Genomic DNA, 23,525 nt, shown 5'->3' on the forward strand with positions numbered 1-23,525 from the left:
ATAACTCAGCCTGACGGAACTCGGCCTGACGGCTTATAACAATTGCAACATTGTCTCACTGGTTAACGCCCGGGGTGGAAAGGAACCGCGGATTTCCGGCGAAAGAGTGCAGTTTTTCAGGTGCGGGCACACCATGACGCAGACCGCCGAGCATTATTTGTGCCCGGCGATCACGGGCTAGGCTGGAAGGGCAGGATTTCCCCTCACAGAAAACGGATGGAACATGCGCGTCCATATTGCAACCGACCACGCGGGCATGGAACTCAGTGCCCACCTTCTGGCCCACCTACGCGGCAAGGGCTACGAGATGGTAGACCACGGCCCGCAGGTTTACGACGCCGAAGATGATTACCCCGCGTTCTGCATTGCCGCAGCCGAGGCCGTGGTGGTTGACCAGCAGAGCGGTATTGATGCACTGGGAATCGTGCTGGGCGGTTCCGGCAACGGCGAGCAGATTGCAGCCAACAAGGTCCGCGGCGTCCGTGCCGCGCTCGCGTGGAACCTGTCCACGGCCAAGCTTGCCCGCGAACACAATGACGCGAACGTGGTCGCGGTGGGCGGCCGCCAGCACACGGTTGAGGAAGCCACTGAAATCATTGAAGCCTTCCTCGCCGAGCCCTACAGCAACGCCGAGCGGCACAACCGCCGCATCGCGAAGATTGCCGAGTACGAGACCACCGGTACCATCGCGGATTCCTGATGCCTGAGGGGCATTCCATCCACCGGCTGGCCCGGCAGTTCACTTCGGTGTTTGCCGGCCACCGGCTGGAAGTATCCAGCCCGCAGGGACGATTCGCGGCTGGTGCACAACGGCTGGACGGACATGTTCTGGCGGGCGCTGCGGCGCACGGCAAGCAGTTGTTCCTGGGCTTCGACAATGACCTGTACCTGCGCGTCCACCTTGGGCTGTACGGCGCGTTCGACTTTGGCGGCGACTCCAGCTTCCTCGGCGCCTCCAGTATTGGGGCCCCGCGGAAAGTGGGGGAGCGGGAGATCGCGTCCGACGACGACGGCGGCAGCTATGCGGGTCCGCCCCCTCCCAAGGGCGCTGTCCGCGTGCGGCTGGTGTCGGAGCACGGCTGGGCCGATCTTCGCGGCCCCACTGCCTGCGAGGTAATCACCGAAGCCGAGCGTGCGGCCGTCGTCGCCCGCTTGGGACCCGACCCGCTCCAGGACGACGCTGACGGTGCGGAGTTTGCCTCGCGGCTGCGGGGGAGGGGTTCTCCGGTGGGCCTGCTGCTGATGAACCAGGAAATCCTTGCCGGGGTAGGCAACGTCTACCGGGCCGAAGTTCTCTTCCGGGAGCGGATCTCGCCCTTCCGGCTGGGCCGGGATGTGGCGGCGGACGAAGCAGCGGACCTGTGGGCCGACATTGTGTCCGTTATGCGCGATGGCGTTGCCGAGGGCAGGATTATCACCACCCTGCCTGCGGATCGGGACAGCGACGCCCTGCCGGTGCCCCGGGCTGACGCCCACTACGTTTATCAGCGGACCGGATTGCCGTGCCGCCGATGCGGGACGCCTGTTGCCGGTACCGAGATGGGTGCCCGAAAGCTCTATTGGTGCCTGAGCTGTCAGGAACGCTGAAGCTAAACTCCTCCCGTTCTCCGTTTTTATCCTGTGCGTAGAGACCGTTTTCATCCCACGGAAGGGGAGGTTGGATCGGTAGTTGTTCCCGGTGGGAGTTTTGGTGGGACCCCTACGGCATCAGCCCGCTACCCGGGCCCGTCCTGCCGCTAGCCCGCCAGGGCCTCAAGGAACGCCGCTGTCACCGCCACTGCGTCAGCGGAGCTGCCGGGCAGGAAGACGGCGACGGCGAGATCGCCCTGGATGGCCGCCACCCAGGCGTGGTCGGGCTTCTCACCGCCGGTCCCCGCGGTGCCTGCCGCCGCCATGACAGGTTTGCCGGAGACGTATCCCAGGACCTCCAACTCCTCCGAGGCACGTACGCCGGCCACATTGGCACGCAGAATCGACTGCAGCTGTTCCGCCTCGTCGGCGAACAGGGCCGGGGCGCCGGCGGATGAGGGGGGCTCAGTCTCTCCGTCCCCGGAGTCCTGCCGGGCCCCGGGGTTAAGGACCAGCACGGGAGAAACCCTTTCGCCCCTGCCCACAGAGGCCGCCACGGCTGCCACGGCGAAGGGTGAAGCGAGTACCGTTCCCGGAACGTCCGCGGCCACTGTCTGCTCCGCTCCGCCGTCCGGCACTCCGCCGTAGAACGCCGGCGTTCCCAGACCCTCGGCTGTGCTCAGCCCCAGGCTCTGAGACGCTGCCGCCAGGTCCGCGTCAGCGGGAATGCCAGGTTCTTCGGTTCCTCCCGGTGCGCCGGCACGGAGCCGGGCCAGCTCGGTAACCGGGAGGAACGAACGGCCCAGGGAGTATTCGCCCAGCAAGGCAGTCTGGGTCCCCTTGCCTCCGGATGAATTGGCGACGGCCAGGACATTGCCGGTGGAGGGCTGGATTGCCACCAGCGAGCCACCGGGTGTGTCGGCCAGGAGGGCATCTGCCTGGGACTGGATCCCCAGGTCAAGGGTGGTTTCCAGGGCCACGCCGGGTTCCGCCGGTGCTTCAAAAAGAGGCGGGGAAAGAGTGTTGTCCGCGTTCAGGACACGAACAGTCACCGCGTCTGAGCCCCTGAGCTGGGAATCGTATTCACGCTGGAGCCCGGAGAGCCCGGTGAGGTCCCCCGGAGCCAGCAGGCCGTCAGCGGCCATTTCATCTGTTGCGGGCCCCACCGTCCCCAACAGGTCTGCCGCAAAGCCGGGGCTGGGACCCAGTACCCGCCTTTCCGGAAGGGCATCGGCGCCGGGAATGGTTGCGATCTCGGAATCGAAGGACGGCGACACCTTGTCCTGGCGCACGGTAGTGACTTCAACGAAATCATCGGGCCCGGCGGCCTGGACTTTTGCCGTGAGTGCGTCCGCATCCAGACCGAGGAAGAGAGATAGGTAATAGACCGAAGCGGCGTACTCATTTTCGCCCAGCACTGACTTGTCCAGGACCACCCGCCAAACCGGCCAGTGGCGCACCAGCACGGACCCGCCGGCGCCCAGAATGTCCGCCCGCGTGGGCGGGGATGCCTTGCGCACCAGCCTTTGCCACGGAAGAAGGTCCGGATGCACCGTGGTGGAACGGAAACGGGTCTGCCAGCCGGTGTCACTTCCGCGCTCCAGCGTCACAGTGGTCTGGTAGGTGTAGTCCTCCGTTGACGCGTTGACGTCCCACACGTAGTTCAAGGTGGCAACGGCCTCGTTGGCTGAGACTTCGTCGATTTTTGACACTGTGACGGAAGGTTTAATCTTCATGCCGGAGACCACGTACTCAAGCATGCCGTTCACGGCCTCGACGGTTGAACCGGCGAACTCGTTTCCGGTGACGTCCACGCGGGAGATCCCGTCCGCCAGCGAGGCGACGGCTTCTTCCGGTCCGGGGCGCTCTGCATCGGAACATCCGGCCAGCGGAAGGCCCAGGAACGAGAAAACAAGGATGGCGGCTGTCAGGCGGTTCTTCCCCATGCCGGAAGGATAGTTGCGCGCAGGGAAAAAGGAACGGGGAAAGCTCCGAATTGCTCTTGCGTGGACCTTATCGGCCGTTTCCGGACAAGCCGTCCATGAACGCCCGCCTGCCCGTGGTTCGTGAAGGCAAACAAAAAAGGGCCCCGCACAATAGTGCAGGACCCTTTCGAAGCCGGCGGCAGCCGGTTATATTACTGAGGGGATGACGGGAATCGAACCCGCGTAATCAGTTTGGAAGACTGAGGCTCTACCATTGAGCTACATCCCCGGCGCCCTAAGGCAGGTTTTACCTTAGCACGGGAATTCCGCTGTTCGGTAATCCCGTCCAAGAACAGGCCTGCTGCAAGGCCGGGCTCCCTCCAATTGTGCACAGGGCGGTTTCTGCCGGTAGGCTGTCAGGTGCACTGACGGGGTGTAGCTCAGCTTGGAAGAGCGCCTGCTTTGGGAGCAGGAAGTCGCAGGTTCAAATCCTGTCACCCCGACTCTGTAGTACACATGGTGCAGACCCAATCCCCAGAAACCTCAGGAGAACTACGCTGTGAAGAGCGCTGTAGAAAACCTCACACCCACGCGGGTAAAGCTCGTCGTCGAAGTTCCGTTTGAGGAACTGAAGCCGAGCATCGACGAGGCCTACAAGACCATCGCCACCCAGGTGCAGGTGCCTGGCTTCCGCAAGGGCAAGGTCCCCAACAGGCTCATCGACCAGCGCGTTGGCCGCGGCTACGTCCTGGAAACAGCCATCAATGACGGTCTGAACGGTTTCTACCAGGGCGCCGTGCAGGAAACGGGCATCCGTCCGCTGAGCCGCCCCGAGGTTGAGATCAGCGAAGTTCCGGATCCCGCCACCAACGAAGGCCAGCTGGTCTTCAACGTTGAGCTGGACATCCGCCCCGAAATCGAGCTCCCGGATTACGCCGGCCTCGAGGTTACGGTTGAGCCTGCTGAAGCCTCCGACGATGACGTCACCAAGGCACTGGATGAACTGCGCGGCCGCTTCGGCACGCTGAAGTCCGTGGACCGTCCCGCTGCCGAAGGCGACTTCCTCACCATGGATCTCGTAGCCAAGGTCGACGGCGAAGAGGTCGACTCCGCTGCGGACCTGTCCTACCAGGTTGGCGCCGGCACCATGCTCGAGGGCATGGATGAAGCAGTCGCCGGTCTGTCCGCTGACGAGTCCGCCACCTTTGAAACCAAGCTGGCCGGCGGCGAGCACGCCGGCGAAGACGCCACCATCACGGTGACGGTCAAGGCAGTCAAGGAGCGCGAGCTCCCCGAGGCCGACGACGACTTTGCCCAGCTGGCCAGCGAATTCGACACCATCGAAGAGCTGCGCGAAGACCTGACCAAGCGTGCCGCTGAGTCCAAGCTCATGGAGCAGGGCGTTGAAGCCCGCGACAAGGTTCTGGAGAAGCTGCTGGAAATGATCGAGGTTCCGGTTCCGGAATCCGTCATCGAAGATCAGCTGGAACAGCACTTCAACTCTGAGAGCGCCCAGTCCCAGGGCGAGGATCACGACACCGAAGAGCACCGCGCAGAAGTTCGCGAGAACACGGCCGCCGCCTTCAAGAACGAGATCATCCTTGACGCTGTTGCCGACAAGGAAGAGGTGGGCGTCAGCCAGAACGAGCTGATTGACTACATCGTTTCCGCAGCAGGCCAGTACGGCATGGATCCGAACCAGTTCGCACAGCTGATCGACCAGAGCGGCCAGGTTCCCATGATGGTTGGCGAAGTCCGCCGTCGTAAGGCGCTGGCCAAGGTTCTCGAGCTGGCCAAGGTCACCGACACCGCCGGCAATGAGATCGACCTGACCGAGTTCGTTCGCCCCGCAGGCGAAGAAGCACCGGTTGCAGAAGCCGAAACCGAAGCTCCCGAGGCCGAGGTTGCCGAAGAGTCCAAGAGCGACGACAAGGCATAGCCTGCCCAACAGCAGCGCATGACCCCCGGTCATAGCAATGCGCCGTCCGCCCGGAAGGGCAGGCGGCGCATTTGCGTTTAAGTGCCCCCGGCCGCCCGCGGTGCTGTGATCCGCCCCGCCCCGAGCTGTGACCGGCATCGTGCGCCGTCAGCGAACAGCCCGCGAAACGCAAGCAGATCACACGCGCAACAGGTTAGGGTCCTAGGAGAGATAAACGGCGGGACCAGCTGACGCGGTTAGCGGTTCTGTACCCCGCCAGAGCGAGAGGTCACTCAGTATGGCAATTGCACCCAACACACCCACAATGGCAACGGTGGACCCGGCCAGCCGGGACGACTACATCTACAATCGTCTGCTGCGTGAGCGGATCATCTGGTTGGGCTCGGAAGTCCGCGATGACAACGCCAACGCCATCTGCTCCCAGCTTCTGCTTCTCTCCGCTGAGGATCCCGAAAAGGACATCTTCCTCTACATCAACTCTCCCGGCGGGTCAGTGACGGCCGGCATGGCCATCTACGACACCATGCAGTTCATCCCCAATGACGTAGTCACCGTGGCAACCGGCCTGGCAGCGTCCATGGGACAGTTCCTGCTGTCCTCCGGCACCAAGGGCAAGCGCTACGCCACCCCCCACGCCCGCATCCTCATGCACCAGCCCTCCGGCGGCATCGGCGGCACCGCTTCCGACATCCGGATTCAGGCTGAACTGATCCTCCACATGAAGCAGGTCATGGCGGAACTGACCGCCGAACAGACCGGCCAGACCGTGGAGACCATCCTGAAGGACAATGACCGTGACAAGTGGTTCACGGCCCAGGAAGCACTGGAATACGGGTTCTTTGACAAGATCTCCGCACATGCGGGCGGCGTCACCGGCGGCGGCGGAACGGATCAGGACAAGGGCGCGGCTCCGGCCGAGGACTAACCCTTCCTCTCTTCCAGCGCACTTTTCTTAGACTTCAGGAGCAAAGCAATGAACATGAATTTCGGAACCGCAGGCGGATCGGCGCCGCAGATGCCGTCCAGCCGCTACGTACTGCCGCAGTTCGAAGAGCGCACGCCGTACGGCTTCAAGCGCCAGGACCCCTACACCAAGCTGTTCGAGGACCGCATCATCTTCCTGGGCGTCCAGGTCGACGACGCATCTGCTGACGACGTCATGGCCCAGCTGCTGGTCCTTGAGTCCAATGACCCGGACCGCGACATCACCCTGTACATCAACTCTCCGGGCGGTTCGTTCACGGCCATGACGGCCATTTACGACACCATGCAGTACATCCGCCCTGAAATCCAGACGGTTTGCCTGGGCCAGGCGGCCAGCGCCGCAGCTGTCCTTCTGGCAGCCGGCACGCCGGGCAAGCGCCTCGCGCTGCCCAACGCCCGCGTGCTCATCCACCAGCCGGCACTGGGCGGAGGCGAGCGTGGACAGGCTTCGGACCTGGAAATCCAGGCAGCTGAAGTCATGCGCATGCGGACCTGGCTGGAAGACACCCTGGCGCTTCACTCCAACCACACGTCGGAGGAAGTTAACCGTGACATCGAGCGTGACAAGATTCTCACGGCCGCCGGCGCCCTCGAATACGGACTGATTGACCAGGTGCTTGACTCCCGCAAGATCAAGACTCCGGCCATCAACCGGATGTAAGCCTCAGGAAGGCCCGCGGCGCGAAATATCGCACCGCGGGCCTTTCGGTTGCTGTATCACTGAACCAAGTGTCCTAGAGTGGAACATGCTGACCGGCTTCGCTGTCCCCCTCGGGACGACTGCCGGCACTGAATTAACGATGGACCATCTAAGGGGACTGAACTATGGCTCGCATTGGTGAGAGCACGGATCTGCTCAAGTGCTCTTTCTGTGGAAAGAGCCAGAAACAGGTCCGCAAGCTTATTGCCGGTCCCGGAGTCTACATCTGCGACGAGTGCATTGATCTCTGCAACGAGATCATCGAAGAAGAGCTCTCCGAGGTAGCTGACCTCGGCTCCTTCGAGCTGCCCAAGCCGCGGGAGATCTTCGATTCACTGCAGGAGTATGTGATTGGCCAGGAACCGGCCAAGCGTTCCCTCGCCGTCGCCGTTTACAACCATTACAAGCGCATCCAGTCCGGCCACGCACCGCGCAACACAGGCAATCTGTCTGACGCCGTGGTCTCCGATGACGTGGAAATCGGCAAGTCCAACATCCTGCTGATCGGTCCCACCGGCTGCGGCAAGACCTATCTGGCACAGACCCTGGCGCGCCGTCTGAACGTACCCTTCGCCGTCGCCGACGCCACCGCACTGACCGAAGCCGGCTACGTGGGGGAGGACGTCGAGAACATCCTGCTCAAGCTCATCCAGGCCGCAGACTATGACGTCAAGAAGGCCGAGCAGGGCATCATCTACATTGACGAGATCGACAAGATCTCGCGCAAAAGCGAGAACCCGTCGATTACACGCGATGTATCCGGCGAGGGCGTGCAGCAGGCCCTGCTGAAAATCCTGGAAGGCACGGTTGCCTCGGTTCCCCCGCAGGGAGGACGCAAGCATCCGCATCAGGAGTTCATCCAGATCGACACCACCAATGTCCTCTTCATTGTTGCCGGCGCCTTTGCCGGGTTGGAGGAGATCATCGGGTCACGGTCCGGCCGCAAGGGAATCGGCTTTGGTGCACCGCTGAATGAGAACGCCAAGGAAGCCGACTCGTACGCCGACGTCATGCCCGAGGATTTGCTGAAGTTTGGCCTGATCCCGGAGTTCATCGGCCGGCTCCCGGTGATCACCACGGTCTCGAACCTGGACCGGGAAGCATTGATCCGGATCCTCACCGAGCCGAAGAACGCCCTGATCAAGCAGTTCCAGAAAATGTTCCAGCTTGACGGCGTTGAGCTCACCTTCGAACCCGCCGCCCTGGACGCCGTTGCGGACGCAGCGCTGTCCCGCGGCACCGGTGCGCGCGGGCTGCGCGCCATCCTGGAAGAAGTCCTGTTGCCGGTCATGTTTGACCTGCCCAGCCGCGACGACGTCGCCACAGTGGTCATCACCGAAGAAGTGGTGACCCAAAAGGCCGAACCCACACTGATTTCGCAGGCAGTTGCCACCAAACGCCGGAACAAATCAGCCTGACCGCGGGTTTGCACGAATAACCAATGCTGTTCCCAGCAACCCGCGATCTTCGCCGCGGGTCCGCAATGCCCTGAAGGAGAATTTCGTGAGCCTGCCCGATTCTGCAGCAAAAGCCGATTTTTGGTTCGACCCGATCTGTCCGTTCGCGTGGGTCACTTCCCGCTGGATGGGTGAAGTGGAGCAGGTCCGCGACGTCAGCACCGACTGGCACGTGATGAGCCTGTCCCTCCTGAATGAAGGACGGGACCTGCCCGAGGACTACATGGAGCGCATGAAGGCGGCCATCAAGCCGGTACGCGTCATCATTGCCGCCTCTGAGCTCCACGGTGACAAGTACATCAAGCCGCTCTACGATGCCATGGGCACCCGGATCCATGTCGGCGGCAATGATGATCTCGACGCAGTCATCCGCGAGTCCCTCGACGAGGTTGGCCTCCCGGCCGACCTGGCGCGGTTTGCCGACAGCGATGAGTACGACACCCAGCTTCGTGCCTCGCACCAGGAGGGCATCTCCAAGGTGGGCGACGACGTCGGAACCCCCATTGTTGCTTTCAACGGCACCGCCTTCTTCGGGCCGGTCCTGACGCGCATACCGCGCGGCGAGGAAGCGGGCCGGATGTTCGACGGCGCCGTTATGCTGGCTGAAAACCCCGCCTTCTTTGAACTCAAGCGCAGCCGCACCGAAAGCCCGCAGTTCGACTAACTGCTTTTGCTTCCAGCAAACAGAACGCCCGGCCGGAGATTTCCGGCCGGGCGTTCTGTTTTATTCTGTGCTGTGTCTGTTATTCGGCCGCTGGAGCCGGTTCCACCGGCGCCAGCTCGACGCCGGATACGGCGAGTTCACCTTCGCCCGTGGCCAGCGAGAGCTCGCGGACATTGCCCGCTGCCTTCAGATCGGCGAGGCCGGCCTGCAGCTGCGCCACCTGCGCCTCGGACGCCGTCACCGTGGCTGTGAGGACCTCGGTGCGCTGCTTGACCTTCGCCTCGGACTTGGCCTTGCGGATGCCGCCCAGGGCGGTGGCGACGGTAGCCAGGATGCCGGCGTCGGCCGTGGCGACTGCGGAGGACAGCGCGTCAACGTTAGGCCACGGGGCGCGGTGCACCGAGCCGTGACGCCACCAACTCCAAACCTCTTCGGTGGCGAAGGGCAGGAACGGGGCGAACAGGCGCAGCAGCGCATCCAGTGTGGTGGCCAGGGTAGCCAGCACTGAAGCCTGCTCTGCTTCGCCGGCGGCACCGTAGGCGCGGTCCTTGATCAGCTCCACATAGTCATCCGTAAAGGACCAGAAGAAGGACTCGGTCAGCTGCAGTGCCTTGGCGTAGTCGTAGCGCTCAAACGCTGCGGTGGAAGCATTGACCACCTCGGCCAGCTGCTTGAGCAGTGCGGAGTCCAGGGCGTTGGTGATCACCGAGGTGTCCGCCGTGACGACGTTTGCCTCGGTGGCACCCAGGTTCAGGACGAACTTCGAGGCGTTGAGGAGCTTGATGGCCAGGCGGCGGCCGATCTTCATCTGCGCAATCTCGTAGGCCGTGTCCGCGCCCAGCTTGGCGGAGGCCGCCCAGTAGCGCACGGCGTCGGATCCGTAGTCGTTGAGCACGTCGGTGGGAACCACCACGTTGCCCTTGGACTTGGACATCTTCTTGCGGTCCGGGTCCAGGATCCAGCCGGAGATGGCGGCGTGCTTCCACGGTGCGGCGTGGTTCAGGGCATCGGCGCGCACCACGGAGGAGAACAGCCAGGTGCGGATGATGTCGTGGCCCTGCGGACGCAGGTCGAACGGGAAGACCTTGCTGAACAGGTCCTCGTCCCGGCTCCAGCCGCCCACAATCTGCGGGGTCAGGGAGGACGTAGCCCAGGTGTCCAGGACATCGGCGTCGCCCACGAAACCGCCCGGCTGATTGCGCTGGGATTCCTCGTAGCCCGGAGCCGGTTCGGCGGCCGGGTCCACGGGCAGCTGCTCCGAGGACGGCAGCACGGGGTTGTCGTAGTCCGGGTTGCCGGAGGCATCCAGCGGATACCAGACCGGAACCGGAACGCCGAAGAAGCGCTGGCGTGAGACCAGCCAGTCACCGTTCAGGCCTTCGATCCAGTTTTCATAGCGTGAGCGCATGAAGGACGGGTGGAAGTCGATTTCCCTGCCGCGGGCAATGAGGGCTGCACGGCGGTCCTCGTCGCGGCCGCCGTTGCGGATGTACCACTGGCGGCTGGTGACAACCTCAAGGGGCTTGTCGCCCTTTTCGAAGAAGTTGACCGGGTGGGTGATCTTCTTCGGTTCGCCTTCGAGGTCGCCGCTTTCGCGCAGCATTTCCACGACGGCTTCCTTAGCGCTGAAGACAGTCTTGGCGGCGACGGCGGCGTAGTTTTCCTTCGCCTTGTCCGTGGTGATCCAGTCCGGGGTATCAGCAAGCAGACGGCCGTCCCGGCCGACGACGGCGCGGGTGGGAAGGTTCAGCTCGCGCCACCAGGTGACGTCCGTCTGGTCGCCGAAGGTGCAGATCATGGCGATGCCCGAACCCTTGTCCGGCTTGGCCAGCGGATGTGCCCGGACCTCAACTTCGACGTCGAACAGCGGGGAGGTGACCTTGGTGCCGAACAAGCGCTGGTAGCGCTCGTCGTCGGGGTGGGCCACCAGCGCCACGCAGGCCGGAAGCAGCTCGGGGCGGGTGGTCTCGATGAAAACCTTTTCGCCGTCGGGCGCATGGAAGCTGATGCGGTGGTAGGCGCCGGCCTGTTCGCGGTCCTCCACCTCGGCCTGGGCCACTGCGGTGCGGAAGGTGACGTCCCACAGAGTGGGGGCCTCGGACATGTAGGCGTCCCCGGCCTTGAGGTTCTCCAGGAAGGCGCGCTGGCTGACGGCGCGGGAGTTGTCATCGATGGTGCGGTAAGTGCGGGTCCAGTCAACGGACAGGCCCAGGGTGGAGAAGAGGTCCTCGAAGACCTTCTCGTCCTCGACCGCCAGCTCTTCACACAGCTCGATGAAGTTACGGCGGGAGATGACATCGAAATCGCGCTGGTTCTTCGGCGCGGTTGCCGGCGGCCGGTAATCGGGATCGTACGGCTTTGTAGGATCGCAGCGGACACCGTAGTAGTTCTGCACCCGGCGTTCGGTGGGCAGGCCGTTGTCATCCCAGCCCATGGGGTAGAAGACGTTTTTGCCGGTCATGCGCTGGTAACGCGCCATGACGTCGGTCTGCGTGTAGGAGAACATGTGCCCCACGTGCAGCGAGCCGGAGGCCGTGGGCGGGGGAGTGTCGATCGAGTAGACGTCCTCGCGGACCGTGTCTTCGTTGAACGCGTACGTTCCCTCATCGCGCCAGCGGCGGCTCAGTGTTGCTTCCAGCCCCTCAAGGGCGGGCTTGTCGGGGACGGATACGGTCTTGGGTTCATTGTCGGGCGTGTCTGTGCCCGGAAAGTTTTCAGCCATACTGCCATTCTTTCATGCGGGCAGCGCGGCACGGGGACTGTTGCGGCTGCCTGCCGGCGCCGCCGGTCGGAAGCCCTGTTCGGAGCCGGGCCTGCGGCCGTAGCATCCGGGGTATGGCAACGCTTCAGGAGAAGCCGGCGTCGATCCGCGTCCGCCGCATCTATGAACCGGCCGACGGCGGCTACCGGGTCCTGGTGGACAGGCTCTGGCCGCGCGGGGTTTCGAAGGCCCGCGCGGAACTGGATGAGTGGCTCAAGGACCTGGCCCCCAGCAATGACCTGCGCAAGTGGTTCGGGCACCGGGAAGACCGCTGGACCGGATTCCAGGAACGGTACCGGGAGGAGCTTGCCGCGAACCCGGAGGTTCCGGACTTCTCCCGGGACTGCGCTTCCCGGCCGGACACCGTGCTGCTCTACGGGGCGCGCTCGGAGACGGAGAACGAGGCCGTGGTGCTCCGCGAATACCTGCTCGGCCTGTCCGGCCCGGCCGGGCCATGACATTCAAGTCTTCGCCGCTTGGTGCGGCAAGATAGCAGCATGCGTCTTTATGATCTGCTGACCAGCCTCAGGGCACTTCCGGAATCGGAGCCGCGGGAAGAATATCTGCGGTTTGTGACCACGGCCGGGGAAGCTGCCCTGCGCCGGGACGGGGGTCCGGAACATGTGACGGGCTCTTGTTTTGTGTTTTCGCCGAACTTCGATCATGTTCTGCTGTGTTTCCACCGCAAGGGGCAGTTCTGGGTGCAGTTCGGCGGGCACCTTGAGCCGCAGGATGCAACCGTGGCCGAAGCCGCCCAACGGGAGGCCCGGGAGGAATCCGGAATCAGCGCCCTGACCCTGCTGAGCCCCGCCGTCATGGACCTTGACCGGCACGATCTGCACGGGGGCTTCTCCTGCTCAGCACACTGGGATGTGGGATACGCCGCGGTTGTCGGTCCGGACGCCGTGATTTCCGTCAGCGATGAAAGCGAAGACGTCCGGTGGTTCCCGGTCGACAAGTTGCCGGCTCACGTACCTGCTGGTTTCGGTGCCCGGCTGGAACACGTCCGGCGTACGGCCATGTCGCTGCCCCACCTGGACACCTCAACACCGCAACACAGCAACACAGAAGCCGGCCCGGGAGGGGAAGTCGCTAGGGTGGTGCCATGACCCCTAAGCGCGCAGTAGTTACCGGAGCAAGTTCAGGCATTGGAGCGGCGGCTGTACGGGCCCTGCGAAACTCGGGCTGGGACGTGGTGGCCGTGGCCCGCCGCGGAGACAGGCTTCAGGCGCTCGCCGCCGAGACCGGCGCACAGGCAATCACCGCCGACGTGACCGACGGTGAATCCGTGGCCCGGATGGCCGAAGAGGTGCTGGCGACCGGGGGAGTGGACGCCGTGATCAACAATGCCGGCGGAGCCTGGGGAGTGGACTCCGTGGCAACGGGAAAGCTTGGCGACTGGGAAGCCATGTACAACGTCAACGTGCTCGGGGCGCTTCGCGTCACCCAGGCCTTCCTGCCCGCGCTGCGTGCTTCCGGCCAAGGCTCTGTCCTGATGCTGACCTCCACCGCGGCGCTCGCCTCCTATGAAGGCGGCGGCGGATACTGCGCTGCCAAGTCCGCTGAGCAGGCGCTCGCCGAAACATTGCGTCTGGAAGAAGCGGAGAACAACGTCCGCGTCATCGAGATCCTGCCCGGAATGGTCAAGACCGAGGAGTTCTCCCTGAACCGGCTCGGCGACAAGGAGGCAGCGGAGAAGGTCTACGCGGGAGTGGAGAAACCCCTCACCGCAGAGGACGTCGCCGAAGTCATGGCATACTCCCTGAACCTGCCGCACCACATCAATTTGGACAAGGTGGTGCTGCGCCCCGTCGCCCAGGCCGCCAACCACAAGGTCATCCGCCGCCAGACGGCTTAGGGCTAACGTCCACAGCCCCAACTTCGACAACCCCGGGGGTGTGGCCTAAACTGGCGGAAGCAGCTTTGACCCGGCCATCACCGGTGAGCTTCCGGAAGAACGGCGCCGTACCCCTTTCCAGATATTTTGGAATGATCGTGTGCCCAGTAGAACCGGACGGGTAAGCCCGTCACAGCAGTCAACGAGCGGCAGCCTGACTCGGCGGCGCGGTGCACTGAAGATTAACAGCACAGCGCGGGCGACGACGGCGGCAAGCGAGGTGGTACCGCGGGTTCCGCCGGCTTTGAGCCGGCAAAAACTCCGCCCTCGCATCCTGTTTTTTACAGCCAGATTTACTTGCCGCTATCAGGATGACGAATATGCCCTCTATCTATCCCAAGGCCACTACGGCCGCCGCCCCGGCAGAGAACGCCGCCCCGTCTTCCCCCAAGTTTCCGGAACTTGAAGAACTGGTTCTGAAGTACTGGGACGAGGACGGCACCTTCCAGGCCTCCATTGACGCCCGGTCCGCCGGCAAGGACGGCTCCAACGAGTTTGTCTTCTACGATGGCCCGCCCTTCGCCAACGGTCTGCCGCACTACGGCCACCTGCTCACCGGCTATGTGAAGGACCTGGTGGCCCGCTACCAGACCCAGCGCGGCCGCCGCGTGGAACGCCGTTTCGGCTGGGACACCCACGGCCTGCCCGCCGAGCTCGAAGCCATGAAGCAGCTGGGCATGTCCGACAAGGTCCAGATCGAGAAGATGGGCATCGACAAGTTCAACGACGCCTGCCGCGCCTCCGTGATGGAGTACGCCGGTGAGTGGAAGGACTACGTCACCCGCCAGGCGCGCTGGGTGGACTTCGAGAACGACTACAAGACGCTCAACGTCGAGTACATGGAGTCGGTCATCTGGGCCTTCAAGACCCTCCACGAGAAGGGCCTGACCTACAGCGGCTTCCGGGTGCTCCCGTACTGCTGGAAGGACGAGACCCCGCTGTCCAACCATGAGCTGCGCATGGATGACGACGTCTACAAGGACCGTCAGGACCAGACCGTTACGGTCACTTTCCCCATCACTGCGGGCGACAACGCACTCTCAGCGGAGCTCGACGGCGTCCTCGCCATCGCCTGGACCACCACGCCCTGGACGCTGCCCACCAACATGGCCCTCGCCGTCGGGCCCTCGGTCCGTTACGCCGTTGTGCCCGCCGGACCCAACGGCACGCCCCAGGACAACCCGGAGGCCCGCTACCTGCTGGCCGAAGACCTCGTGGGTGCGTACGCCAAGGACCTGGGGTACGACGACGCCGATGCCGCCCGCGCGGCCGTCACGTCCGTGCACCTGGGCAGCGAGCTGGCCGGACTGGCCTACGAACCGCTGTGGAACTACTACACGGACACCGAGAAGTGGGGCACGCAGAACGCCTGGCGGATCGTCGTGGCCGACTACGTCACCACCACCGACGGCACCGGCATTGTCCACCAGGCTCCGGCCTACGGTGAAGATGACCAGAAGATCTGCGAAGCCAACGGCATCCCCGTCATCCTGTCCGTGGACGAGGGCGGCAAGTTCCTGCCCATGTTCGCCGACGGACCGCTGTCCGACATTGCCGGACTGCAGGTCTTTGATGCCAACAAGCTCATCACCCGCGTGCTGCGCGCCGACGGACGCCTGCTGCGCCAGGCCAGCTACGAGCACAGCTACCCGCACTGCTGGCGCTGCCGGAACCCGCTGATCTACAAGGCTGTTTCCTCCTGGTTCGTGGAGGTCACCAAGATCAAGGACCGCATGGTCGAACTGAACCAGCAGATCAACTGGATCCCGGAAAACGTCAAGGACGGCCAGTTCGGCAAGTGGCTGGAAAACGCCCGCGACTGGTCCATCAGCCGCAACCGCTATTGGGGCAGCCCCATCCCGGTCTGGGTTTCCGATGATCCCAACTACCCGCGCACCGACGTCTATGGTTCGCTGGAAGAGCTCAAGGCCGACTTTGGCCGGCTGCCGCTGAACCATGCCGGAGAGCCGGACCTGCACCGCCCCTTCATCGACGAACTGACGCGCCCGAACCCGGACGATCCGCGGACCCCCGAAGAGGGCCAGTCCACCATGCGCCGTGTCGAAGACGTCCTGGACGTCTGGTTCGACTCCGGCTCCATGCCGTACGCCCAGGTGCACTACCCGCACGAGAACGCCGACTGGTTTGAGCACCACAACCCGGGCGACTTCATCGTGGAGTACATTGGCCAGACCCGCGGATGGTTCTACACGCTGCACGTCCTGGCTACCGCCCTCTTTGACCGCCCGGCCTTCCGCAACGTCATCAGCCACGGCATTGTGCTGGGTTCCGACGGGCAGAAGATGTCCAAGTCCCTGCGCAACTACCCGGACGTCTCCGAGGTCCTGGACCGCGACGGCTCCGACGCCATGCGCTGGTTCCTCATGGCCTCGCCCATCCTGCGCGGCGGAAACCTGATCGTCACCGAACAGGGCATCCGCGAAGGCGTCCGCCAGGTCATCCTGCCGCTGTGGAACGTGTGGCACTTCTTCACGCTCTATACCAACGCCGCGAACAACGGCAACGGCTACGAGGCGAAGACGCGCTACGAGTCCACCGAACCGCTGGACAACTACATGCTGGCCGCCACCGGTGACCTGGTGCGGACCATGACCTCCGAGCTGGACAGCTACGACGTGTCCGAGGCCTGCGAAACGCTGCGCCAGTACATGGACACGCTGACCAACTGGTACATCCGCCGCAGCCGCACCCGGTTCTTCGATGAAGACACCCAGGCGTTTGACGTGCTGTACACCTGCCTGGAAACGGTCTGCCGGGTCGCCGCTCCGCTGCTGCCGCTGGTCTCCGAGGAGATCTGGCGCGGACTCACCGGCGGGCGCTCCGTGCACCTGACCGACTGGCCCGACGCTGAGCTGTTCCCGCAGGATCCCGCCCTGGTGGACCGGATGGACCGTACCCGCCGGATCGCCTCGGTGGGCTCATCCCTGCGTAAGGCCGCCAACCTCCGGGTGCGGCTGCCGCTGTCCGAACTGACCGTCGTCGCGCCCGATGCCGAGTCGCTGCAGGGCCAGTTCGCGGCGATCATCGCCGATGAACTGAACCTGAAGTCCGTCCGGCTGATGGAAGCCGCTGCCGCTGATCCGGCTGAGTTCGGCATCACGCAGAAGCTCGTGGTCAACGCCCGTGCCGCAGGCCCCCGCCTGGGCAAGAACGTCCAGACCGCGATCAAGGCCTCCAAGTCAGGGGACTGGTCGGTGGACGACGCCGGCACGGTCACCGCGGGCGGCCTGGAACTGCAGCCGCAGGAATACACACTGGAAACAGTGGTGGAAACCGCCGACGGCGAATCCTCCAAGGCTGTCTCCGTGCTGCCCGGCGGCGGCTTCCTGGTGCTGAACACCGAGGTCACGCCGGAGCTGGCCGCCGAGGGCACCGCCCGCGACGGCATCCGTGCCATCCAGCAGGCCCGCCGTGACGCGGACCTGCACATCAGCGACCACATTCGCACCGAGGTGAAAACCTCACCGACCGCCGCTGCGGCCCTTGAGGCCAACGCGGAGTTGATCAAGTCAGAAACCCTGACCGACCAGCTGATGGTCACCGCCGTCGATCTTGCCGACGACGCCGAAGAATTCACCGTCACAGTGGAGAAGATCTAATGAGCATGTCCGACGGGCCCTCCGGGGCAATCGACGGTTTTTCCGTCGAAAGCGTTTACGCCGAGCTGCTGAGCCGCGCCCCCGAGAACAAGATGGAGCCGCGCATGGCGCCGCTGTTCCGTGCGATGGAGGTGCTGGGGGAGCCGAACAAGGCGTTCCCGATCATCCACATCACCGGAACCAACGGCAAGACCTCCACCGCGCGGATGATCGAGGCCGGGCTGCGGGCCTACGGGCTGCGCACCGGCCGGTACACCAGCCCGCACCTGAGCAAGGTCACCGAGCGGATCAGCATTGACGGCGAGCCTGTCTCCGACGAGACGTTTGTCCGGATCTGGGACGAAATTCACCCCTACCTGGACATTGTCGACGGCGAACTTGAGGCCGCCGGGGAACCGCGCCTGACGTACTTTGAAGCTGTCACCATCCTCGCGTTCGCGGTCTTCGCCGACGAACCCGTGGACGTGGCGGTCATTGAAGTGGGCCTGGGCGGCATCACCGACGCCACCAACGTGGGCGACGGATCCGTTGCCGTCGTCACGCCCATTTCCCTGGACCACACCGAACTGCTGGGCGACGACGTCGCTGACATTGCGATGGAAAAGGCCGGCATCATCAAGGAGGGCGGCTTCCTGATCAGTGCCGCCCAGCCGATGGAAGCTGCACAGGTCCTGCTGGAAAAGGCCCGCGAAGTGGGCGTCCCGTACCGCTTCGAGGGCGTCGAATTCGGTGTCGAGTCCCGTGTGATGGCGGTCGGCGGGCAGATGCTCACCATCGCCGGACTTGCCGGGCGCTACGAGGAGCTGCTCCTGCCGCTGCACGGTAAGCACCAGGCGGAAAACGCCGCCGTCGCCGTGGCTGCGCTGGAGGCCTTCATCGGCGGCGGAACCAAGGAACTGGATGTGGAACTGCTCCGCACCGGGTTCTCCACCGTCTCCTCTCCCGGCCGCCTCGAAGTGGTGCGCACTGCGCCCACCATTGTGGTGGACGCCGCGCACAACCCCGCCGGTGCCAAGGCATCAGCCGAAGCGGTGCTGGAAGCTTTCAGCTTCACGTCGCTGGTGCTGGTGGTCGGCATCCTGGCGGAGAAGGACTCGGTGGGAATCCTTACGGAACTGCGGGAGACCCTGGGCGACCAAATCGCCGGCGTCTGCCTTACGCAGTCCAGCTCGCCGCGCGCCCTTTCAGCTGAAGACCTGGTCCAGGACGCCGTCGACGCGGGCTTTGCCGACGAAGACCTGCAGGTGGAACCCGGGCTGGACAATGCCATTGAATGGGCGGTGGCCAAGGCCGAGGAAAACAATGACCTGGCGGGCGGCGTGCTCATTATCGGCTCCATTACCCTGGTGGCCGAAGCGCGCACCCTTCTCGGAAAGTAATCACCATGGCAAAACTCACCAAGGCGCAGCGCGAGTGGCGCCCGGGAATGCCCAAGAAACGGCGTTCCATCCGCATCATGTTCGCCTCGACGGTCCTGGTTCTGGAAGCGTTCCTGGTGCTCTTTGCGACGCTCGCCGTGTTTGGCCTGCAGCGCGACGTCCTGTCTCCCGCCATCATCCTCACCGGCGGATTGGTGCTCTTCGCGGCATTGATTGGTACCTGCGCAATTCTGTCCAAGCCGGCTGGTCCGGTCATTGGCTGGATCCTGCAGCTGGTCATCATCGCCACCGGTTTCCTGGAACCGATGATGTTCCTGATTGGAGCGATCTTTGCCGCGACTTGGTGGTACGGACTGAAGACCGGCATGCGCCTGGACCGGGAGAACCGGCAGCGGGACCGCGAGCAGGAGGAATGGGAAAAGGCCCATCCCGAAGGCCTGGAGGACACGGGCACTGCCGGCACAGCCGTCACCGACTAGGCTTAGATTCGAAAACCGCTACTTCGCAAGGAGATTTACCGTGAGCACCGAACGCACACTTGTACTGATCAAACCCGACGGCGTGAAGCGGAATCTCTCCGGCGCAATCCTGGCCCGCGTGGAAGCCAAGGGCTACACCCTGGCTGAACTGAAGAAGGTGAACGCCACCCGCGAGGTGCTCGAAGAGCACTACGCCGAGCACGAAGGCAAGCCGTTCTACGAACCGCTGGTCGAGTTCATGCTCAGCGGCCCCATTGTGGCGGCCATCTTCGAAGGCGAACGCGTCATCGAGGGCTTCCGCTCCCTGGCGGGCACCACCGATCCGACGACGGCGGCTCCGGGCACCATCCGCGGCGACTTTGGCCGCGACTGGGGCACAGCAGTTCAGCAGAACCTGGTCCACGGTTCGGATTCCCCCGAGTCCGCAGAACGCGAAATCGGCATCTGGTTCGGCAAATAACCCGCTCAAGAAGCGTAAAGCGGCGAGGGCCTGACCACGGAACGGATCCGTGGCCAGGCCCTCGCGGCTTTACGGGGGACGGGCACTCCAGCGGAGGATAGGGACAGTTGGCCGGCTAGAGCCCCAGAACCGAGGATGCGATCAGGAAGTAGATGATCAAGCCCGTTGCATCCACAAAGGTTGAAATAAAAGGATTCGAAAACACTGCCGGATCCACCTTGAGCGCTTTGCCCAGCAGCGGCATTAGCCCTCCAACGCCGGCGGCCATGGTGCAGACCCCCAGCAGCGTCAGGCCAATCACCAGGCCCAGCGGCACGGTGAACAGGATGGAGGCAAGCACGAAGCCCAGCCCGCCCAGCAAGATACCCAGCCAGGCACCCACCCGCAGCTCCCGGGCCAGGACCTTGAAGACGTCCCTCGGCCGGACGTCACCCAGCGCCAGGGCGCGGGTAATGGTGGTCGCTGCCTGGTTTCCGGTGTTTCCACCCGTGCCTATCAGCAGGGGGATGAAGAGGGACAGCACCACCTGCTCGGCCAGGGTTGCTTCGAAGGCGCCCATGACCTGGACCGTCAATGTTGCACCCAATGCCAGCACCAGCAGCCAGACCACGCGCGCACGCACGATACTGCGCACCGGGGTCGCGAGGTAGGGCCGGCGCAGCGGTTCGGCGCCGCCGGCCCGGGCCGCATCCTCGCTTTCAGCGTCCTCCAGAATGCCCAGGGCGTCGTCCACGGTCAGAATTCCCACAAGCCGGGTTTCGGCGTCGACAATCGGGAGCACCAGGACTTTCGCGTCGGCGCAGTACCTGGCCGCTTCCTCTGCATCCAGGGTGGCGGGGGCGGACAGCGGGTCCTTCATCAGGCTCGCCACAGGGTCTGATTCCGCGGCGCGCAACACATCCCGCAGGGAGACCACACCCACCAGGCGACGGCCCTCGTCGACAACCGGAATCGTGTAGATGCTTTCAGCATCATCCAGTTGGGCCCGGACGCGGGCCATTGTCTGGGCGGCGGTGAACCAGGGGCGGGCCGTGACAAACTGCGGGCTCATATAGCGGCCCACGGCACCCTGCGGGTAGCCGAGCACGGTGTTCGTAAGTGCACGGTCCTTGTCGCTGAGTCCCAGCAGCAGGCGCTTCGCCACTGACGCGGGCAGCTCATCGAGCAGCGCCACCCGGTCATCGGGGCTCAGCCCGGCAAAGACCTCGGCCACCTGCGCGTCCTGCAGCCCCGCCACGAGGTCCGCCTGGAGCAGGGCATCGAGTCTCTCGAAGACCTCCAGGGCCCGCCCCTTGGGCAGTGTGCGGAAGGCAAGCGCCCGGTCAATGCTGTTCAGCCGTTCGAGCTGCTCCATGGTCTCTGCCACGCTCAGCCGGTCCAAGGCGCGGGCAACATCGGGCAGGCTGTTTTTGTCCAGGGCGTCGGCCAGCAGTTCGGCGCGTGCATCAAAAGTCAGGGTGGGGGACTTAATCATGGTCCGGGGTTCCTCCGGTGGGGCACACCCAAAGGCAGCGGCATTACCGCGGCGGGTGCGGGAAAATGAGCGGGGATGCGAAATACCGCTGCCGCACAAGCTCACGCCCCAAAGAGCAGGTCGAGGTGCTTAGGGGACCCGGATGGGGAGGCGAGGCTCGCGCGGCGCGGTGGATCGACTATGTCCGTCGTCCATGCGTGCGGTTCACCTCCTGTCCTTCTAACCCTTCATAACCGGGTGGACGCGCCAAAGCAGCACATCAAACCCGGATTGTGCTCCGATCCTACTCCAGATGAGGCGTTGACCCGCCCCGATAGTGCGGGAGGACACCTTACCCCTGCATTTCTCCGGGACCTTGCTGGCGGACCCAAGGGATCAGGCGTTCGGACTGCAGCCTGGCGAAGAGGTCCTTGAAGGCGTCTTCGGTGCGGCGGTAGCCGGTGAACCCTGCCAGGCGGCTCTTGCTCATGTCGGTGAGGACCTCGATGTTTCGGCCCAGGTCGGCGTCGGTGTGCCACCAGGTTGCCAGCCGGGCGAGGTTCGGTTCAGCCAGGCCGTGGCGGGCGGCCAGCTTTTCCCACGCCTCGTCCATGTCCGCCATCTGCTCTTCGAGGGGGCGCAGCTTGGTGTCGAATCCGACCGGTTCCACGCCGAAATACTCCGCCAGGCGCGGCCACAGGGAACGCCAGCGGAACACATCGCCGTTGACCACGTTGAACGCTTCGTTGGCGGTGTTCGGGGCGGTTGCGGCCCACAGCATGTGCTCGGCCAGCAGGCCGGCATCGGTCATGTCGGTTACCGAATTCCACTGGGTTTCCGAGCCCGGGAAAACAAACGGCAGCCCAAGTTCGCGGCACAGCGTCGCCTGCGCAGCCAGCGTCTGGCCCATGTTCATGGCGTTGCCGACGGCGAAGCCTATGACGGTGTGTGCCCGGTGCACGGACCAGGCGAAACCCTGCCGCTGCGCGGCCGCCATCAGCTCGTCTTCCTGGGCGTAGTAGAAGTTGTCCACCGGAAGCCGAGGTTCATCCTCGGAGAACGGAGTGTCCGGCATGGGACCTTCGCCGTAGGCCTCGAAGGGGCCCATGTAGTGCTTGAGTCCGGTCATCAGGGCCACGTGTTCCAGCGGTGCGTGCTCCAGCGCCGTGAGGAGATTGCGGACCATGGCGGAGTTGACCGCAATGTTCTCCACTTCGGTTTCCTGGCGGGACCAGGAGGTGAAGAAGACATGCGTCGGACTCTTGTCAGCCAGCGCGGCAGTGAGGCTTTCGGCGCTGGTCAGGTCCGCGGCAACGGGTACGACGCCGGGACGCGCCGGATCGGGGGCGCCTCCCTTGCGTGACAGTGCCAGGACGGTCCAGCCCTGGTTGACAAGCAGGTCAACGATGGCGGCGCCGGCAATTCCGGTCGCTCCGGCCACCAGTGCAGTAGGGACAGCGCCGTTGGGCCGGGGTGCGGGGGTTTCTCGAAGCATGGTTCTCCTGAAGACTTGGGGGTAGTGCTTAGAGGCGACAACCGGGCACCGCCCGGGGAAATTCCTGACGCCGGCGCCCAATGCCCCTAGGCTGGGCCCATGGCACTCATCTATCACGCAGAATTGCACCCGGACAAAATGGAACTTCTTGCCTCCTGGCTGCCCACGAGGTCGTGGTTTCCCCGCGTGGGGCAGCTGCCCATAGAGCGCGTCGGCTCGTTCCGCTTCGATGACCCGGACGGCGAGGTGGGTATTGAGACCCACCTTGTCGCCGTCGGGGCCGATGTGGTGCAGGTTCCGCTCACCTACCGCGGAGCTCCGCTGGAAGGTGCTGAGAAACACCTGATTACCACCATGGAACATTCGGTGCTGGGCACACGGTGGGTCTACGACGCCTGCGGGGATCCCGCTTACGCTCAGGCGCTGACGGCGTCGATCCTTTCCGGACAGGGCCAGGCGCCGCAGTATTTTGAGAACGGCGGCGTCCGGGAAGACATTCCGGAGTCCGTCAGTGTGGTTGCCAGTGGGCTGCCGGGCGGCGAAGAGCTCGCCGAAGGCCCGCAGCCGGGTCCGGCCGATCTGACTGTGGCGCGGATCCGGGCCGGGGACTGGGACCTGTCCGTGGTGCGGGTGCTGGAGCTTGGGGGAGAGGCAGTGGCCGATCCGTCCCTGACCGCCACCTGGCCCGGGCAGGACGTTCCTGTCCTGCTGGCTTGGGCTATGCCGGCTCAGTAACGAAGCGG

The 23,525-nt window shown here is 64.3% G+C and carries 19 protein-coding genes and 2 tRNA genes; 16 read left to right on the forward strand and 5 right to left on the reverse strand.

Features of this window, described 5'->3' with window-relative positions; all coding sequences use genetic code 11:
• Nucleotides 1-223: 223 nt before the first annotated feature.
• Nucleotides 224-700 carry a ribose-5-phosphate isomerase gene (locus tag CXR00_RS07415; RefSeq protein WP_104053900.1) on the forward strand — a complete coding sequence of 159 codons (477 nt, stop codon included), beginning with the start codon at nucleotides 224-226 and terminating at the stop codon, nucleotides 698-700.
• On the forward strand, nucleotides 700-1,587 hold the full coding sequence (locus tag CXR00_RS07420) for an Fpg/Nei family DNA glycosylase (protein WP_104053901.1): 888 nt from the start codon (nucleotides 700-702) through the stop codon (nucleotides 1,585-1,587). The genes CXR00_RS07415 and CXR00_RS07420 overlap by 1 nt, the downstream gene beginning before the upstream one ends.
• 149 nt (nucleotides 1,588-1,736) lie before the next feature.
• Here the strand turns inward: CXR00_RS07420 and CXR00_RS07425 are convergent, their stop codons facing one another.
• Nucleotides 1,737-3,515: an NTF2-like N-terminal transpeptidase domain-containing protein gene (locus CXR00_RS07425; RefSeq protein ID WP_104053902.1), complete on the reverse strand. Its 1,779-nt coding sequence runs from the start codon at nucleotides 3,513-3,515 to the stop codon at nucleotides 1,737-1,739.
• Nucleotides 3,516-3,712: 197 nt separating this feature from the next.
• Nucleotides 3,713-3,783, reverse strand: a tRNA-Gly gene (locus tag CXR00_RS07430).
• A gap of 140 nt (nucleotides 3,784-3,923) precedes the next feature.
• Between CXR00_RS07430 and CXR00_RS07435 the strand changes: the two genes are divergently transcribed.
• From CXR00_RS07435 to CXR00_RS07460, 6 genes are all read left to right on the forward strand, one after another.
• A tRNA-Pro gene (locus tag CXR00_RS07435) sits at nucleotides 3,924-3,997 on the forward strand.
• Nucleotides 3,998-4,053: 56 nt separating this feature from the next.
• Nucleotides 4,054-5,433, forward strand: coding sequence for a trigger factor (gene tig, locus CXR00_RS07440; protein WP_104053903.1), 1,380 nt, complete (start codon nucleotides 4,054-4,056; stop codon nucleotides 5,431-5,433).
• Nucleotides 5,434-5,737: 304 nt separating this feature from the next.
• Nucleotides 5,738-6,358: an ATP-dependent Clp protease proteolytic subunit gene (locus tag CXR00_RS07445; protein WP_104054784.1), complete on the forward strand. Its 621-nt coding sequence runs from the start codon at nucleotides 5,738-5,740 to the stop codon at nucleotides 6,356-6,358.
• A 48-nt stretch (nucleotides 6,359-6,406) separates the two neighbouring features.
• Nucleotides 6,407-7,078, forward strand: a complete 672-nt coding sequence (locus CXR00_RS07450) for an ATP-dependent Clp protease proteolytic subunit (RefSeq protein ID WP_104053904.1) — start codon at nucleotides 6,407-6,409, stop codon at nucleotides 7,076-7,078.
• Nucleotides 7,079-7,242: 164 nt separating this feature from the next.
• Nucleotides 7,243-8,535, forward strand: coding sequence for an ATP-dependent Clp protease ATP-binding subunit ClpX (gene clpX / locus CXR00_RS07455; protein WP_104053905.1), 1,293 nt, complete (start codon nucleotides 7,243-7,245; stop codon nucleotides 8,533-8,535).
• Between the two features lie 91 nt (nucleotides 8,536-8,626).
• A complete protein-coding gene (locus tag CXR00_RS07460) occupies nucleotides 8,627-9,238 on the forward strand; it encodes a DsbA family protein (RefSeq protein ID WP_104054785.1) in 612 nt (203 codons plus the stop codon).
• 79 nt (nucleotides 9,239-9,317) lie between these two features.
• Here CXR00_RS07460 and valS read toward each other — a convergent pair whose 3' ends face one another.
• Nucleotides 9,318-11,960 carry a valine--tRNA ligase gene (valS, locus tag CXR00_RS07465; RefSeq protein ID WP_104053906.1) on the reverse strand — a complete coding sequence of 881 codons (2,643 nt, stop codon included), beginning with the start codon at nucleotides 11,958-11,960 and terminating at the stop codon, nucleotides 9,318-9,320.
• A gap of 113 nt (nucleotides 11,961-12,073) precedes the next feature.
• Here valS and CXR00_RS07470 point away from each other — a divergent pair, with 113 nt between their 5' ends.
• The 7 genes from CXR00_RS07470 to ndk all read left to right on the forward strand — a co-directional run bounded on the left by CXR00_RS07470 (nucleotide 12,074) and on the right by ndk (nucleotide 19,834).
• A complete protein-coding gene (locus CXR00_RS07470) occupies nucleotides 12,074-12,457 on the forward strand; it encodes a DUF488 domain-containing protein (protein ID WP_104053907.1) in 384 nt (127 codons plus the stop codon).
• Nucleotides 12,458-12,496: 39 nt separating this feature from the next.
• On the forward strand, nucleotides 12,497-13,108 hold the full coding sequence (locus tag CXR00_RS07475) for an NUDIX hydrolase (protein ID WP_104053908.1): 612 nt from the start codon (nucleotides 12,497-12,499) through the stop codon (nucleotides 13,106-13,108).
• Nucleotides 13,105-13,857 (forward strand): SDR family oxidoreductase, encoded by a 753-nt coding sequence (locus tag CXR00_RS07480; RefSeq protein ID WP_104053909.1) that lies wholly within the window; start codon nucleotides 13,105-13,107, stop codon nucleotides 13,855-13,857. Before CXR00_RS07475 ends, CXR00_RS07480 begins: the two co-directional genes overlap by 4 nt.
• A 350-nt stretch (nucleotides 13,858-14,207) precedes the next feature.
• Complete coding sequence (ileS, locus tag CXR00_RS07485; RefSeq protein WP_104053910.1) at nucleotides 14,208-17,516, forward strand: isoleucine--tRNA ligase; 3,309 nt, start codon at nucleotides 14,208-14,210, stop codon at nucleotides 17,514-17,516.
• The gene (locus CXR00_RS07490) at nucleotides 17,516-18,895 is read left to right on the forward strand and encodes a folylpolyglutamate synthase/dihydrofolate synthase family protein (RefSeq protein WP_258060055.1); all 1,380 of its coding nucleotides are present in this window, start codon (nucleotides 17,516-17,518) and stop codon (nucleotides 18,893-18,895) included. The genes ileS and CXR00_RS07490 overlap by 1 nt, the downstream gene beginning before the upstream one ends.
• Nucleotides 18,896-18,900: 5 nt before the next feature.
• Nucleotides 18,901-19,374, forward strand: coding sequence for a DUF4233 domain-containing protein (locus tag CXR00_RS07495; protein WP_104053911.1), 474 nt, complete (start codon nucleotides 18,901-18,903; stop codon nucleotides 19,372-19,374).
• 40 nt (nucleotides 19,375-19,414) lie between these two features.
• Nucleotides 19,415-19,834, forward strand: coding sequence for a nucleoside-diphosphate kinase (gene ndk, locus CXR00_RS07500; RefSeq protein ID WP_104053912.1), 420 nt, complete (start codon nucleotides 19,415-19,417; stop codon nucleotides 19,832-19,834).
• A gap of 115 nt (nucleotides 19,835-19,949) precedes the next feature.
• On the opposite strand, the gene mgtE is transcribed toward ndk, so the two are convergent.
• Nucleotides 19,950-21,308, reverse strand: coding sequence for a magnesium transporter (mgtE, locus tag CXR00_RS07505; protein ID WP_104053913.1), 1,359 nt, complete (start codon nucleotides 21,306-21,308; stop codon nucleotides 19,950-19,952).
• A 331-nt stretch (nucleotides 21,309-21,639) separates the two neighbouring features.
• Nucleotides 21,640-22,782 (reverse strand): SDR family oxidoreductase, encoded by a 1,143-nt coding sequence (locus tag CXR00_RS07510; protein WP_104053914.1) that lies wholly within the window; start codon nucleotides 22,780-22,782, stop codon nucleotides 21,640-21,642.
• A 99-nt stretch (nucleotides 22,783-22,881) separates the two neighbouring features.
• Here CXR00_RS07510 and CXR00_RS07515 point away from each other — a divergent pair, with 99 nt between their 5' ends.
• Nucleotides 22,882-23,517 (forward strand): hypothetical protein, encoded by a 636-nt coding sequence (locus CXR00_RS07515; protein WP_104053915.1) that lies wholly within the window; start codon nucleotides 22,882-22,884, stop codon nucleotides 23,515-23,517.
• Nucleotides 23,518-23,525: the final 8 nt, after the last annotated feature.

Origin of the sequence: Arthrobacter sp. 9E16 (assembly GCF_002929435.1) — a bacterium.
Taxonomy (GTDB): Bacteria; Actinomycetota; Actinomycetes; order Actinomycetales; family Micrococcaceae; genus Arthrobacter_B; species Arthrobacter_B sunyaminii.

Coding starts and splice junctions, on each gene's coding strand:
- CXR00_RS07415 (WP_104053900.1), top strand. CDS start 224: ATGCGCGTCCATATTGCAACCGACCACGCGGGCATGGAACTCAGTGCC.
- CXR00_RS07420 (WP_104053901.1), top strand. CDS start 700: ATGCCTGAGGGGCATTCCATCCACCGGCTGGCCCGGCAGTTCACTTCG.
- CXR00_RS07425 (WP_104053902.1), bottom strand. CDS start 3,515: ATGGGGAAGAACCGCCTGACAGCCGCCATCCTTGTTTTCTCGTTCCTG.
- CXR00_RS07445 (WP_104054784.1), top strand. CDS start 5,738: ATGGCAACGGTGGACCCGGCCAGCCGGGACGACTACATCTACAATCGT.
- CXR00_RS07450 (WP_104053904.1), top strand. CDS start 6,407: ATGAACATGAATTTCGGAACCGCAGGCGGATCGGCGCCGCAGATGCCG.
- clpX (WP_104053905.1), top strand. CDS start 7,243: ATGGCTCGCATTGGTGAGAGCACGGATCTGCTCAAGTGCTCTTTCTGT.
- valS (WP_104053906.1), bottom strand. CDS start 11,960: ATGGCTGAAAACTTTCCGGGCACAGACACGCCCGACAATGAACCCAAG.
- CXR00_RS07470 (WP_104053907.1), top strand. CDS start 12,074: ATGGCAACGCTTCAGGAGAAGCCGGCGTCGATCCGCGTCCGCCGCATC.
- CXR00_RS07475 (WP_104053908.1), top strand. CDS start 12,497: ATGCGTCTTTATGATCTGCTGACCAGCCTCAGGGCACTTCCGGAATCG.
- CXR00_RS07480 (WP_104053909.1), top strand. CDS start 13,105: ATGACCCCTAAGCGCGCAGTAGTTACCGGAGCAAGTTCAGGCATTGGA.
- ileS (WP_104053910.1), top strand. CDS start 14,208: ATGACGAATATGCCCTCTATCTATCCCAAGGCCACTACGGCCGCCGCC.
- CXR00_RS07490 (WP_258060055.1), top strand. CDS start 17,516: ATGAGCATGTCCGACGGGCCCTCCGGGGCAATCGACGGTTTTTCCGTC.
- CXR00_RS07495 (WP_104053911.1), top strand. CDS start 18,901: ATGGCAAAACTCACCAAGGCGCAGCGCGAGTGGCGCCCGGGAATGCCC.
- mgtE (WP_104053913.1), bottom strand. CDS start 21,308: ATGATTAAGTCCCCCACCCTGACTTTTGATGCACGCGCCGAACTGCTG.
- CXR00_RS07510 (WP_104053914.1), bottom strand. CDS start 22,782: ATGCTTCGAGAAACCCCCGCACCCCGGCCCAACGGCGCTGTCCCTACT.
- CXR00_RS07515 (WP_104053915.1), top strand. CDS start 22,882: ATGGCACTCATCTATCACGCAGAATTGCACCCGGACAAAATGGAACTT.